The sequence below is a fragment of the Photorhabdus laumondii subsp. laumondii genome (assembly GCF_003343245.1).
In the GTDB taxonomy this organism is placed as follows: domain Bacteria; phylum Pseudomonadota; class Gammaproteobacteria; order Enterobacterales; family Enterobacteriaceae; genus Photorhabdus; species Photorhabdus laumondii.
This window is the reverse complement of the sequence record NZ_CP024901.1, coordinates 1,708,377-1,721,914: the sequence shown is the minus strand read 5'-3', so window position 1 is coordinate 1,721,914 and position 13,538 is coordinate 1,708,377. Positions and strand designations below refer to the sequence as shown.

Sequence of the window (13,538 nt, the reverse complement as noted above, 5' to 3'; positions counted from 1 at the left end):
TCTGCCCTGATTATGTTGCTATACGTCCAGCAGCAAACGTGCAGGATCTTCCAGCATTTCTTTGATGGTCACCAAGAAGCCTACAGACTCACGCCCGTCAATCAGACGGTGGTCATAAGACAATGCCAGGTACATCATTGGAAGGATCTCCACCTGACCATTAACCGCCATTGGCCGATCTTTTATAGCATGCATGCCAAGAATCGCACTCTGTGGTGGGTTAATGATTGGTGTAGACATTAAGGAGCCGAATACACCGCCATTGGTAATGGTAAAGTTACCACCCGTTAGCTCTTCAACGGTCAATTTGCCGTCGCGGCCTTTGATAGCCAGCTCTTTAATGCGTTTTTCGAGATCAGCCATGCTCAACGCATCCGCATCACGCAGTACTGGCGTTACCAGACCACGTGGTGTCGATACCGCAATACTGATATCGAAATAGTTGTGGTAAACCACATCAGTGCCATCAATAGAAGCATTCACTTCTGGATAGCGTTTCAGTGCTTCAACCACGGCTTTCACATAGAAAGACATAAAGCCCAGACGCACACCGTGGCGTTTTTCAAACGCCTCGCCGTACTGTTTACGCATTTCTTGGATTGGCTTCATGTTAACTTCATTAAATGTTGTCAACATCGCGGTGTTGTTTTTCGCTTCCAGCAGACGTTCAGCCACACGCTTACGCAGGCGAGTCATTGGCACACGCTTTTCACTGCGGTGTGGCAACAGAGAACCCTGGGCAGAAGCAGCAGAGGATTCTGCTGGCTTGCTAGCCACTTTTTCGTTATCAGCCATGTATTTTTCCACGTCTTCACGGACGATGCGTCCACCAACCCCACTGCCTTTAATCGCTTTGGCATCAAGATCATGCTCTGCAATCAAACGGCGGACCGCCGGGCTGAGTGCATCATTGCTCTCTTCGTCTAAACCCGCCGTCTGGCGTTTCGCCAAAGTTGCTTCTGTTTTTTCTTTTATTTCTGCCGGCTTGCCGGTGCTATCGCCCAAGCGGATACGACCAAGAAGCTGACGGGACAGAACGGTGGCATCTTTCTCTTCTAAAATGGCTTCTAAAACACCCGCCTCACTGGCCGGCACTTCCAGCACAACTTTATCTGTTTCGATTTCAACCAGCACTTCATCACGTTCAACACGGTCACCCTGTTTTTTGTGCCAGACTGCCACAGTGGCATCAGCAACAGACTCAGGCAGATCCGGAACCAGAATATCTACGCTACTCATTTTATATCCTTTATTTATTCAACGTTCAGTGCGTCATTAACCAGCTCTTGTTGTTGTTGCTGGTGAACTGACATATATCCAACTGCCGGGGAAGCAGACGCAGGACGACCTGCATAACGTAAAGAAGCCCCGAACGGGATCACTTCACGGAAGTTGTGCTGACTGCAATACCAGGCCCCCTGATTTAATGGCTCTTCCTGGCACCAGACAAAATCATGTACATGAGCATACTGTTCCAGTGTTGACTGAACATCTTGATGAGGGAATGGATATAGTTGTTCAATACGCACGATAGCAACATCAGTTTGTTCATTTTTACGGCGTTGCTCCAACAGGTCGTAATAGACTTTACCTGAGCAAAGTACCACTCGTTTAATACCTTTCGGATCCAGAGCATCAGTTTCACCAATAACCGTCTGGAATTTACCGTTAGCCAACTCATCCAGGCTAGAAACGGCTAATGGATGACGCAACAGTGATTTTGGTGACATAACGATCAACGGACGGCGCATACCGCGCAAAGCCTGACGGCGAAGCATGTGGTAGACCTGAGCCGGCGTTGACGGCACACAAACCTGCATGTTCTGTTCTGCACACAGTTGCAGATAACGCTCCAAACGGGCTGAAGAGTGTTCAGGTCCCTGCCCTTCATAACCATGCGGTAGCAACATTACCAGACCGCACATACGGCCCCATTTCTGTTCACCAGAGCTGATGAATTGGTCAATAACAACCTGTGCACCATTGGCAAAATCACCAAACTGTGCTTCCCAGATTGTCAGAGCGCGAGGTTCTGTTGTTGCATAGCCATACTCAAACGCCAGTACCGCCTCTTCCGACAGAACAGAATCCCAAACATTAAATGCTCCCTGACCGTTATGAACGTTCGCCAGAGGAACATAAACAGAACCGTTAGCCTGATTATGGATAACCGCATGACGATGGAAGAAAGTACCACGACCGGCATCTTCACCAGACAAACGTACCGGAACCCCTTCATCCACTAAAGTTGCATAGGTCAATGTTTCCGCGGCACCCCAGTCGAACAATTTATCGCCGTTTGCCATCTCTGCACGGTCGTTATAAATTTTCGCTACACGCGAGTGCATTGTCACTTCTTCCGGGACAGAACTGATGCGTCTACCGAGATCCTGCAAACGTTTAACATCAACTTTATGTAGGTATTCTTCATCCCATTCGTGATTAAGATAAGGCTCCCAAGTAAATGAGTGCAGCCCCATTGAACGCCACTCATCAACGACACAATCACCACGGTCAAGGGCATCACGATACAGGTTAACTATCTCGGTCACATCATCGACTGATATCAAGTTCTCAGCCACCAGCTTGTCACCATAGATTTTACGTGGCGTTGGGTGTTTCTTAATTTTCTGATACATCATTGGCTGAGTTGCACTTGGCTCATCAGCTTCGTTGTGACCATGACGGCGGTAGCAAACCAAATCGATCATCACATCACATTTGAAGGTATTACGGAAATCCAGTGCTAGGCGGGTAACAAATGCCACCGCTTCTGGATCGTCTGCATTAACGTGGAAAATCGGTGCCTGTACCATTTTGATAATATCGGTACAGTATTGTGTTGAACGGGCATCTTTTGGGTTAGACGTTGTGAAACCGATCTGGTTATTGATGATGATACGAATTGTACCACCCACTTCATAACCACGAGCTTGAGACATGTTCAGAGTTTCCTGCACCACGCCTTGGCCGGTAACAGCAGCATCACCGTGGATAGTGATTGGCAATACCATATTACTGCGACCTTCATCCAGACGGTCACGGCGGGCACGTACTGAACCAATAACGACAGGGCTAACAATCTCAAGGTGAGATGGGTTAAATGCTAATGCCAAATGAACCTTAGCCCCCTCAGTGGCAAAATCAGACGAGAAACCTTGATGATATTTCACGTCACCGGTACCGAGATGCTCTTTATGCTTACCCGAAAACTCATCAAACAGATCAGCCGGTTTTTTACCTAAGATATTAACCAAGACGTTGAGGCGACCACGGTGAGCCATTCCCAGCACAACTTCTCGTGTGTCATGTTTACCTGCATGGCGGATAAGATCCTTCAACATGGGGATCAGCGCATCACCCCCTTCAAGAGAGAAACGTTTCGCTCCCGGAAACTTCGCTCCCAGATAACGCTCCAAACCTTCGGCTGCCGTCAGTTCCGCCAGAAAACGATGTTTTTCCTCTACGCTAAACTGAGAGCTGACAGTGACAGACTCCAGACGCTGCTGAATCCAACGTTTTTCTTCCGTATTGGTGATATGCATGTATTCAGCACCAATAGAACCGCAATAAGTGCGTTTCAGTGCTTCATACAAATCAGCCAATTTCATCGTCTCTTTGCCGATCGCAAAAGAACCTACGTTAAATGTTTCTGCAAAATCCGCTTCCGTCAGATTATGGAAAGCCGGATCTAAATCAGGAACACTATCCTGTTTCCATAATCCCAACGGGTCAAGGTTCGCATTTTGATGACCGCGGAAGCGAAATGCGTTGATGAGCTGCAAAACTTTAACTTGTTTTGCATCCATCGCTGGATCGCTGACAGAGGAATGATAACGCGTAGTATCTTTCGCAAGACGGCGGAAGTAATCACGCGTCTGCGAGTGGAGTTGTTCACCGCTGAGTCCCGCATTCGGCAATTGTTGGAAAATCTCTCTCCAACTTGCATCAACGGAGTTTGGATCGGTTATATAGTCTTCATAGATCTGCTCTACGTAAGACTGGTTTGAACCAGCCAGGAAGCTTGAATCCAGCCAGTCCTTCATTGCGCCGTTCTGCATTGTGATCCCTTAAGCTTTAAAAGCTTTAGTTTTCGCCGTGGTTAACTATTACCGCTTAAATACGGTATCGATAAAAGGTTCATTTGGACGTGCTTTATGCATGTTCTCTTTTGGGTTTAGGAACCCTTCAAGGAACCTTTAAAAACCGCCTAACCGTTTTTAAAGGTTCCTCACTTCAAGCTTTTGTCATCATTAGCAGTTGGCAACTCATACTCTTCAATTCTTTGTGCCCTCCACGGAGAAAATCTCGCGGAGGGCAGGACCTATTACGCACTATGCTTTAGCAACATAGACTTAATATGGCCTATAGCTTTTGTTGGATTCAACCCCTTAGGGCACACACTGACACAATTCATGATGCTATGGCAGCGGAAAACACTGAAAGCATCATTCAGCTTATCTAATCGTGAAGCCGTTTCAGTATCACGGCTGTCAATCAGGAAGCGATATGCTGCCAGTAAGCCCGCAGGCCCAATAAATTTATCAGGATTCCACCAGAATGACGGACAGGAAGTTGAACAACAAGCACACAGAATACACTCGTACAGACCATCGAGTTTTTCCCTTTGCGCAGGTGACTGCAAATGTTCACGTGCCGGTGGGTTTTTACCGTCATTCAGCAAATATGGGCGAATCTTCTCATATTGCGCATAGAATTGCCCCATATCGACCACCAAATCACGAATAACCGGCAAACCTGGCAACGGACGGATAACAATTTTCTTGCTACCACGCCGCAAAGCCGAAACAGGCGTAATACAAGCCAGACCATTTTTACCATTCATGTTGAGGCCGTCAGAACCACAAACACCTTCACGGCAAGAACGACGGAAAGAGAGTGTTGGGTCCTGTTCTTTAAGCTGGATTAACGCATCCAGCAACATCATGTCACGCCCTTCTTCTGCTTCCAGCGTGTAATCCTGCATATGAGGAGCGCTGTCAACATCCGGGTTGTAACGATAAATCGAAAATTCAAGTTTCATAATCTATTCCTCCGCAACTGGATTACCAGCAACTCATTAGTAAGTACGCGCTTTCGGCGGGAATGCTTCACGCAGCTTTGGCTGCATGTTGACATCACGACGAGTCATGGTCTCAGTTTGCGGTAGATAGAGGGTATGACATAACCAGTTCGCATCATCACGGTCCGGATAGTCGAAACGGCTGTGAGCACCACGGCTTTCAGTACGGAAATTAGCAGCAGCAGCCGTAGAAAATGCCGTCTCCATCAGGTTATCAAGCTCCAGACACTCAATTCTCTGAGTATTGAACTCTGAGGAAGTATCATCCAGACGCGCACTCTTCAAGCGTTCACGGATAACTTTAAGTTCCTCCAGCCCTTTCGCCATTGCATCACCTTCACGGAATACCGAGAAGTTGTTCTGCATACACGCTTGCAAATCTTTACGAATTTTAACCGGATCTTCACCCGTACGGGTACTATTCCAACGGTTCAGACGTTGCAAAGATATTTCAATATCCGATTCGCTGGCTTCGCGGCTAGTCCCTTGTTCCATCAACGATTCTTTCAGGTGCAAACCGGCAGAACGGCCAAACACCACTAAGTCCAACAGCGAGTTCCCCCCCAAACGGTTTGCGCCATGAACCGATACACAGGCAATTTCACCGACAGCAAACAGACCCGGAATAACCACATCTTCACCGTTTTCGTTAACCATCAGAGCCTGACCGGTCACTTTAGTTGGGATTCCTCCCATCATATAGTGGCAAGTTGGAATAACCGGGATAGGTTCTTTTACTGGGTCAACGTGGGCGAAAGTACGGGATAACTCAAGAATGCCCGGCAGACGAGATTCCAGCACCTCTTTGCCCAAATGATCCAATTTCAGCTTGGCATGAGGACCCCAAGGACCTTCACAACCACGGCCTTCGCGGATTTCGATCATAATGGAACGTGCCACGACATCACGACCAGCCAGATCTTTAGCATTTGGCGCGTAACGCTCCATAAAGCGCTCGCCATCTTTATTCAGCAAATAACCACCTTCACCACGGCAGCCTTCTGTTACCAGAACACCTGCTCCGGCAATACCGGTTGGGTGGAATTGCCACATTTCCATATCCTGTACAGGTACACCCGCACGCAGCGCCATACCTACACCATCACCGGTGTTAATGTGGGCGTTAGTGGTTGATTGATAAATACGACCGGCACCACCCGTTGCCAGAATCGTTGCCTTCGCTTTGAAATAAACCACTTCACCGGTTTCAATAGAGATCGCAGTACAACCAACAATAGTGCCATCCTGATTTTTAACCAGATCCAACGAATACCATTCAGAAAAAATAGTGGTGTGATTTTTTAAGTTCTGCTGATACAGCGTATGCAACAGGGCATGACCGGTACGGTCTGCCGCCGCAGCGGTACGTGCAGCCTGTTCACCACCAAAGTTTTTTGACTGGCCACCGAATGGACGTTGATAAATACGACCGTCATCCAAACGCGAAAATGGCAACCCCATGTGTTCCAGTTCCAGAATGGCCTCGGGCCCGGTCTTACACATGTACTCAATCGCATCCTGATCACCGATATAGTCGGAGCCTTTCACCGTGTCATACATGTGCCATTCCCAGTTATCGTCATGGGAGTTACCCAACGCAACGGTGATCCCCCCCTGCGCAGATACAGTATGAGAACGGGTTGGGAATACTTTGGAAATCAAAGCACAGGATAATCCCATTTGTGAAATTTGTAGCGCAGCGCGCATGCCAGCGCCACCTGCACCAATAACGACTGCATCAAACTCTCTTACTGGCAGTTTCATCTATACCCCCCACACCACAATTGTTCCGTAAATCAAGTAAGCCATCAGTGCAACGATAATCGCTAATTGCAGCATTAAACGCAGTGCCAGCGGCTTTACATAGTCAGTGAGTACTTGCCACATACCAATCCAGGCGTGAGCCAGAATGGAAAACAGTGTCAGCACAGTGAAGACTTTAGTGATGGATGAGGCGAAGAAACCCCGCCAGACTTCATAAGTGATATCCGGCGTTGTAACGATAAAGCCCAGCATATAAAGAACATATAAAACAATAATCATTGCGGACGCGCGCAATAATAGCCAATCATGGATACCCGTGCGACCCAATGCAGATGCGTTACTTACCATACCAGTACTCCAGCCAGAATCGACAGAATAACAGCAATCCCGATTGCCACTTTGGCAGAGAGACTACCAACCGCTAAGTTTTCTTCCAAGTAGCCGAAATCCATCAGCATGTGGCGGACACCACCACAGATATGGTAAGCCAGTGCAGTCAGAATGCCCCACACAATAAACTTAGCGAAAAATCCCGTCATAATATCGGCGGCTTGCTGAAACCCTTCTTGCGAGGATAGAGACATTCCTAACAACCAGAGGAGAATTCCTACTGCTACGAAAGTAATGACGCCGGAGACACGGTGCAAGATCGAGACTATTGCAGAGACTGGAAAGTGTATCGTCTGCAAATCAAGGTTGACAGGTCTTTGTTTTTTCACAATTTTGCCCACACAGCTCTTTTATTATTTTCCTTCCTCCGGACCTGGGCGGAAATCAGACAGCGATAAGAGGATACAAAGACACAACATTTAATCAAACGATAGATCCTTCATGATTAAAAAAGTGTTGTGATTTAGTTACGCTGGGTGCTCCTACAGCAGGGTAATCCGGAGACCTGGCGGCAGTATATGTGCTTCACATTATTATTACAATTCCAACACAATATGATTAGCTACATTTCCACTGAACAGTGATTAAGATCACGATTCAAACATATTGCACAAAATTAATTATCTTGTTTGACAAACTTTAAACATTTATCTTACATATATGGTTGAAAACACTTTTGAGATTGATTTTTGGTAAGAGGAAAGACCTCAAGAAAAGCTAAAGTTATGTAACTGTGTAGTCCGCACGAATCATAATCATTTTTGTAGTCAATGCATAAAACATAACTCTCAAAAATTCGCTAACAACCTGAAAACCATTGTCGTCCGGGGTGAGATTTCAGCCTTAAATGTGATATTGGCCTGATTTCAGCTTTTCCCCGGTAGTACAGTGTCAGGGGACACAGTATAAGAACCTATTCCACCAGGCATCATAGGTATAGACCATTCTTGTCAATAAATTGGGAACACAGATTGCACAGCAACCGGAGTATGCGCACAATCTGTAAGAGGCGATTCACCCACAAATCGCTCACCGGCGCTGGCCACACCAAAGTGCATTCAAAAGTGACCGCTTTTGTCAGAGCACTGTCCAAGCCCGTTCTTGATGACAAAGAATAGTCGATAAAATAGCCTGACAAGATAGACTCTATACGGTGTCTTTCTGCCGTGGTTGTTAAGAGTTATAAAAATGAAAGCGCTAAGGAGACTGTAATGGCAGATAACAAAGCAACTCTAGCCCCAGACGGTTCAGTTGCTATTGAATTGGACGTGCTCACACCGACCCTTGGGTCCAAAGTCATCGACGTTCGTACTCTCGGCTCCCAAGGTTTCTATACCTACGATCCTGGTTTTACTTCCACAGCATCTTGCGAATCCAAGATCACTTACATTGATGGTAACGAAGGTGTATTGCTGCACCGTGGTTTCCCTATCGACCAGCTAGCGACAAAATCCACTTATCTGGAAGTCTGCTATATCCTGCTGTATGGTGAAACACCAACACAAGAACAGTTTGATAAATTCAAAAAAACCATTACCCGCCACACCATGATTCACGAACAGATCCATCGCCTGTTCAACGGTTTCCGCCGTGATTCGCATCCTATGGCCGTACTGTGTGGTGTTACTGGCGCTCTGGCTGCTTTCTATCATGATGCTCTGGACGTGAACAATCCACGTCACCGTGACATTACCGCCTACCGCCTGCTGTCAAAAATGCCGACAGTGGCCGCCATGTGCTACAAATACTCTATCGGTCAGCCATTCGTTTATCCACGCAATGATCTCTCCTATGCAGGCAACTTCCTAAACATGATGTTCGCTACGCCGTGTGAAGAGTATAAAGTGAACCCAGTACTGGAACGCGCTATGGATCGCATCTTTATCCTACATGCGGACCATGAACAAAATGCATCTACCTCAACAGTACGTACCGCAGGTTCTTCTGGCGCTAACCCATTTGCCTGTATTGCCGCAGGTATCGCTTCTCTTTGGGGCCCCGCTCATGGCGGCGCAAACGAAGCTTGTCTGCGTATGTTGGAAGAAATTCAGTCAGTTGAACATATTCCGGAATTCATTAAACGCGCCAAAGATAAAAATGATGCTTTCCGTCTGATGGGATTTGGTCATCGCGTTTACAAAAACTATGATCCTCGTGCAACCGTCATGCGTGAAACCTGCCATGAAGTGCTAGATGAACTCGGCCTGAATGACAGCCTGCTGGAAGTTGCTATGGAACTTGAACGTATCGCTCTGCACGATCCTTATTTTATTGAGAAAAAACTGTATCCGAACGTGGATTTCTACTCCGGCATTATCCTGAAAGCAATGGGTATTCCATCCACTATGTTCACTGTTATTTTCGCCATTGCCCGTACTATCGGCTGGATCGCTCACTGGAATGAAATGCATGATGGTGGCGTGAAAATCGCTCGCCCACGTCAACTCTATACCGGCTACACAAAACGTGATTTCGATAGCCAGCTTGAAAAATAATAATAAAATCCCATTACGATAGAAGGCAGAGCTCTAACTTAATCGTTAGGGCTTTATTTAATTGGAAAGATTATTCGGTGAGTACGGCTTAAAGCACCGTCAAAATTGATCTCATCACCTTCCTTATGTATGCTCGTTATCCAAGAGTAGGTACAAGCGACTTACTCTCTAAATTATCAAACGTAGCCTCTATTTGCGTGTGTAGCGAGATCACCAAGATCAAAATTCACAGCTCTATGAATCGGATAGAATAACGTTATTGACAAAAAAACGTTAGTTATGAAAAGCCTGTCAAAAGCTTTGAAGCCCGCCGTTGGTGGGCTTCGTTTATTTCCGTCTTAGGAAAACGTGATTAAACCGGGTTTGGAATATCGATAAAAGTGACATCCAGACCATAATGACCAGCCAACCACTCCCCCAACGCCTTAATACCATAACGTTCGGTGGCATGATGACCCGCCGCATAAAAATGCAGCCCCATTTCGCGGGCGATATGAACCGTCTGCTCTGACACTTCACCGGTAATAAAAGCATCAACACCAAATTCCGCCGCCTGTTGAATAAAACTCTGACCACCGCCGGTACACCAAGCAAGCTTGCGAATCTCTGCGGGTGCATTGTCACCGACATACAACGCTTTGCGACCCAGCGCCTGTTCGATACGTGCAGCTAACTCCACCGGTGTTATTGGCTGTTCAAATTCCCCATGCGGCACGAATGGCTCAACCAACCCGACCACTTTCGCATTAATCAGACGGGCCAATTGCACGTTATTTCCCAATGATGGATGGGCATCAAGGGGCAGATGATAACCATATAAATTGATATCATTACAGAGCAGCGTTTTCAGGCGATTACGTTTCATACCACGAATCACTGCCGGCTCATTTTTCCAGAAATAGCCATGATGGACGATAACAGCATCAGCCTGAAGGCGAACCGCTTCATCCAATAAAGCCTGACAAGCGGTCACACCAGTAACAATTCGCTGAATATGAGCACGCCCCTCAACTTGTAAACCATTGGGGGCATAATCCTGAAAATCACCAACATTCAGCTCTTGGTTAATGACATTTTCCAGCTCAATATTACGCATCATATTTGTCCTGTGTATTGATTGTATGACAATAATATACCGTTACCTGCCGCCAATTGTCAGTTGTCAGCTACTTTTGATTGCCAAAACCTGCTCTGACTGTTTTAACCATACGGGCTTATCGCTGGTTTTTACCCATACACGATACAAATAACTGTAAAAACGGGCGCGATCACGACGAAACAACATAACCGGAAACGCCAGGATACCGAAAGTGACAGCGCCAATACGGCGTAAAAGAACTTGATACCAAGGATACTCACGATATGAAGACATATTAGTCCTCCTTAAAATGATCCCACTTTTCCGCAGGATCTTAAAAATAATCAATCTGTAAATTGTTTAAAATTTTATCGCAAAAAATGAAAATTTACCACTTATCAGACCACTTTTAAGCCGTTATTGTCGCTATATTTTCTATTTTATGTAATTTTATTACATAAAATATGATAAAAATGTAATATTACAAACATTTTATTAACAGTTGGTAAAAATGGGATCAACGATAATCAGAGTCAATTTTTTCATGATCCTTGATCCTATTCCTATAATCATCGATTTCACTTTGCTTTAGGAAAAGAACTAGACTCAATAGATAATTCTTATTGAAAAAAATAAAGAAATTAACGAAATAGCCATGTGAAAATATCCTTTTGATTCTGGCAATAGAACAAGGATTGCCAATATAATAATTTTCATTGATAATTATTATATGAGCACGGAAAAATGATGTCATCCTTTGCACCATGCTGTTTTCCCAGAATACTTGTGAATTAACTATAATAGGAGGAAAGATGAAAGCATTAACTGTTATATTATTGATATTAATAACAAATGTTTCAGGCTGCGTCTCCAAAAAACACGCTTTTTCTATTGACTATAAAGCAAATGGTGAAACTTTTCATTTAACTCCATTATGTATAGAAGAAATTTTTCCGGAAAAAGGGGATAATTACTATTCCATTTTCATCAAAGTAAAAAATAACTCTCATTGTAGCAAACCATTTAATCTTTTTATAAAGCAAAACGTAGGAAAAAAACTATCTGTTTTCTTTAACAATAAACCAATATTGAAAAATACCAATATAATTACGCCAATGCATGTCGAAAATGGCTTCTATCAGGCAATAGATTCGAATATAACATTTGAAGAAATAGTCAACTCTTTAAATTGATGAAAATCTATGGCTTTTTTCCCGAAAAAAACCATAGATTAATTAAATATTTTTTTAAACAATTCATATATACCCGTAATCATTGAAGATGCTTGATTTTATCCGAAATGGAGATCATTATCCTCGCTATGAAAATATTCATTACCGATGAACAAAAAGCCGAACTTGAACATCTCCATCACACCTGCCGTGATAAGAGGGAGTGTGATCGCATCAAAGCGGTCCTGCTGGCCTCTGAAGGCTGGAGTTCAGTGATGATCGCTCAGGCCCTGCGTCTTCATGAAATGACCGTTAACCGTCATATCAGCGATTACCTTAATCAAGGTAAACTTAAATCTGATAATGGGGGGTCTGATAGTTTGCTTTCTCAAGAACAAACTGATTTTTTAATCAATCACTTATCTCAACATCTTTTCCATCACACCCATGAAATCGTGGCCTATGTTGCTCAGCTCTGGAATATTACCTTTAGCATTCCCGGCATGAATAAATGGCTACACCGTCAGGGTTTTTCTTATAAAAAACCTTGTGGCGTCCCTCATAAATTCGACGCAGAAAAACAGCGACAATTTATTGAATATTATGAGAATCTTAAAGTCACAGCGAAAGACGAACCCATCCTTTTTCTTGATGCTGTTCACCCGACTCAAGGCACCAAACTCGGTTATGGCTGGATGCGAAAAGGCGAGAAAAAAACAGTAAAAACAACAGGAAGCCGGACTCGCCTGAATATATTGGGCGCGCTCAACCTGAATGCCATTGGTCGTACGGTGTTCCAGGAATATCAAACCATCAATGACTACAACATTTGCTGTTTTTTCAATGAAATAAGAAAGTCTTATCCTGACTATCATCAAAAAATTCATCTTATTGTGGATGGGGCGGGTTACAACAAAGCTCATCTTGTTAAGGAGTGGGCTTATGTTAGCAATATTGAGTTACATTACCTTCCTCCCTATAGCCCAAATTTAAACCCAATAGAGCGATTATGGAAGGTCATGAATGAACAGGTTCGAAATAACCGTTATTTTGCGGATAAACATGAATTTCGAGACAACGTCTTCAAATTTTTCACCACAACGCTACCGGATATAGCGGACTCGCTGATGTCTAGAATTAACGACCATTTTCAGGTGCTAAAAACTGCATCTTGAAGTTTCTTGGGTATATAGCGTATTTTTTAAATCCTAATAAGAAACTGTAATTTAAATTGTGTAATCGCCTGTTTTTGGCATATTTGATTTATCAACTAAAACAAGTGAAATGATGGACCAAAAACAGTTACAAGCTCTGGCTAAAAGCCTTAAAACCCCCTAATGACTTTGGCCTCCTTTTATTGCCATTTTTATACTTTTTTTACACATCTCCTCACTCTTTTATCAGCTTCTTTGCATCCCCTTCTCTAATCTTTACCCAATGGATTTCAAGATGAATCGCGACGGCAAGGGAGCGAATCCCCGGGAGCATAGATAACTATGTAACTGGGGTGAGTGAGTGCAGCCAACAAAGAGGCAACTTGAAAGATAACGGGTATT

General features: G+C 44.6%; 11 protein-coding genes. 3 read left to right on the top strand and 8 right to left on the bottom strand.

Annotation, left to right across the window (positions count from 1 at the left end):
• Nucleotides 1-18 precede the first annotated feature (18 nt).
• The 6 genes from odhB to sdhC form a co-directional block, all read right to left on the bottom strand.
• Nucleotides 19-1,239, bottom strand: coding sequence for a 2-oxoglutarate dehydrogenase complex dihydrolipoyllysine-residue succinyltransferase (odhB, locus tag PluTT01m_RS07425; RefSeq protein ID WP_011145736.1), 1,221 nt, complete (start codon nt 1,237-1,239; stop codon nt 19-21).
• Nucleotides 1,240-1,253: 14 nt separating this feature from the next.
• Nucleotides 1,254-4,061, bottom strand: a complete 2,808-nt coding sequence (gene sucA / locus PluTT01m_RS07420) for a 2-oxoglutarate dehydrogenase E1 component (protein ID WP_011145735.1) — start codon at nt 4,059-4,061, stop codon at nt 1,254-1,256.
• A gap of 266 nt (nt 4,062-4,327) precedes the next feature.
• On the bottom strand, nt 4,328-5,044 hold the full coding sequence (locus PluTT01m_RS07415) for a succinate dehydrogenase iron-sulfur subunit (RefSeq protein WP_011145734.1): 717 nt from the start codon (nt 5,042-5,044) through the stop codon (nt 4,328-4,330).
• 36 nt (nt 5,045-5,080) lie between these two features.
• Nucleotides 5,081-6,847: a succinate dehydrogenase flavoprotein subunit gene (gene sdhA / locus PluTT01m_RS07410; protein ID WP_011145733.1), complete on the bottom strand. Its 1,767-nt coding sequence runs from the start codon at nt 6,845-6,847 to the stop codon at nt 5,081-5,083.
• Complete coding sequence (sdhD, locus tag PluTT01m_RS07405) at nt 6,848-7,195, bottom strand: succinate dehydrogenase membrane anchor subunit (protein ID WP_011145732.1); 348 nt, start codon at nt 7,193-7,195, stop codon at nt 6,848-6,850.
• A complete protein-coding gene (sdhC, locus tag PluTT01m_RS07400) occupies nt 7,189-7,578 on the bottom strand; it encodes a succinate dehydrogenase cytochrome b556 subunit (protein WP_058589169.1) in 390 nt (129 codons plus the stop codon). Before sdhC ends, sdhD begins: the two co-directional genes overlap by 7 nt.
• Before the next feature lie 870 nt (nt 7,579-8,448).
• On the opposite strand from sdhC, the gene PluTT01m_RS07395 reads away from it, so the two are divergent.
• Nucleotides 8,449-9,732, top strand: a complete 1,284-nt coding sequence (locus PluTT01m_RS07395) for a citrate synthase (RefSeq protein ID WP_011145730.1) — start codon at nt 8,449-8,451, stop codon at nt 9,730-9,732.
• A 352-nt stretch (nt 9,733-10,084) separates the two neighbouring features.
• On the opposite strand, the gene PluTT01m_RS07390 is transcribed toward PluTT01m_RS07395, so the two are convergent.
• Both PluTT01m_RS07390 and PluTT01m_RS07385 read right to left on the bottom strand, forming a co-directional pair.
• Complete coding sequence (locus PluTT01m_RS07390; RefSeq protein WP_011145729.1) at nt 10,085-10,828, bottom strand: type 2 GTP cyclohydrolase I; 744 nt, start codon at nt 10,826-10,828, stop codon at nt 10,085-10,087.
• 66 nt (nt 10,829-10,894) lie between these two features.
• Nucleotides 10,895-11,104 carry a YbfA family protein gene (locus tag PluTT01m_RS07385; RefSeq protein ID WP_011145728.1) on the bottom strand — a complete coding sequence of 70 codons (210 nt, stop codon included), beginning with the start codon at nt 11,102-11,104 and terminating at the stop codon, nt 10,895-10,897.
• 518 nt (nt 11,105-11,622) lie between these two features.
• On the opposite strand from PluTT01m_RS07385, the gene PluTT01m_RS07375 reads away from it, so the two are divergent.
• Together PluTT01m_RS07375 and PluTT01m_RS07370 are read left to right on the top strand one after the other, a co-directional pair.
• On the top strand, nt 11,623-12,003 hold the full coding sequence (locus tag PluTT01m_RS07375; RefSeq protein ID WP_011145727.1) for a hypothetical protein: 381 nt from the start codon (nt 11,623-11,625) through the stop codon (nt 12,001-12,003).
• A 128-nt stretch (nt 12,004-12,131) separates the two neighbouring features.
• A complete protein-coding gene (locus PluTT01m_RS07370) occupies nt 12,132-13,157 on the top strand; it encodes an IS630-like element ISPlu19 family transposase (protein ID WP_011144720.1) in 1,026 nt (341 codons plus the stop codon).
• Nucleotides 13,158-13,538 lie beyond the last annotated feature (381 nt).

What these genes read in the sequence shown, in the direction of transcription:
- odhB (WP_011145736.1), bottom strand. Translation starts at nt 1,239, where the DNA reads ATGAGTAGCGTAGATATTCTGGTTCCGGATCTGCCTGAGTCTGTTGCT.
- sucA (WP_011145735.1), bottom strand. Translation starts at nt 4,061, where the DNA reads ATGCAGAACGGCGCAATGAAGGACTGGCTGGATTCAAGCTTCCTGGCT.
- PluTT01m_RS07415 (WP_011145734.1), bottom strand. Translation starts at nt 5,044, where the DNA reads ATGAAACTTGAATTTTCGATTTATCGTTACAACCCGGATGTTGACAGC.
- sdhA (WP_011145733.1), bottom strand. Translation starts at nt 6,847, where the DNA reads ATGAAACTGCCAGTAAGAGAGTTTGATGCAGTCGTTATTGGTGCAGGT.
- sdhD (WP_011145732.1), bottom strand. Translation starts at nt 7,195, where the DNA reads ATGGTAAGTAACGCATCTGCATTGGGTCGCACGGGTATCCATGATTGG.
- PluTT01m_RS07395 (WP_011145730.1), top strand. Translation starts at nt 8,449, where the DNA reads ATGGCAGATAACAAAGCAACTCTAGCCCCAGACGGTTCAGTTGCTATT.
- PluTT01m_RS07390 (WP_011145729.1), bottom strand. Translation starts at nt 10,828, where the DNA reads ATGCGTAATATTGAGCTGGAAAATGTCATTAACCAAGAGCTGAATGTT.
- PluTT01m_RS07385 (WP_011145728.1), bottom strand. Translation starts at nt 11,104, where the DNA reads ATGTCTTCATATCGTGAGTATCCTTGGTATCAAGTTCTTTTACGCCGT.
- PluTT01m_RS07375 (WP_011145727.1), top strand. Translation starts at nt 11,623, where the DNA reads ATGAAAGCATTAACTGTTATATTATTGATATTAATAACAAATGTTTCA.
- PluTT01m_RS07370 (WP_011144720.1), top strand. Translation starts at nt 12,132, where the DNA reads ATGAAAATATTCATTACCGATGAACAAAAAGCCGAACTTGAACATCTC.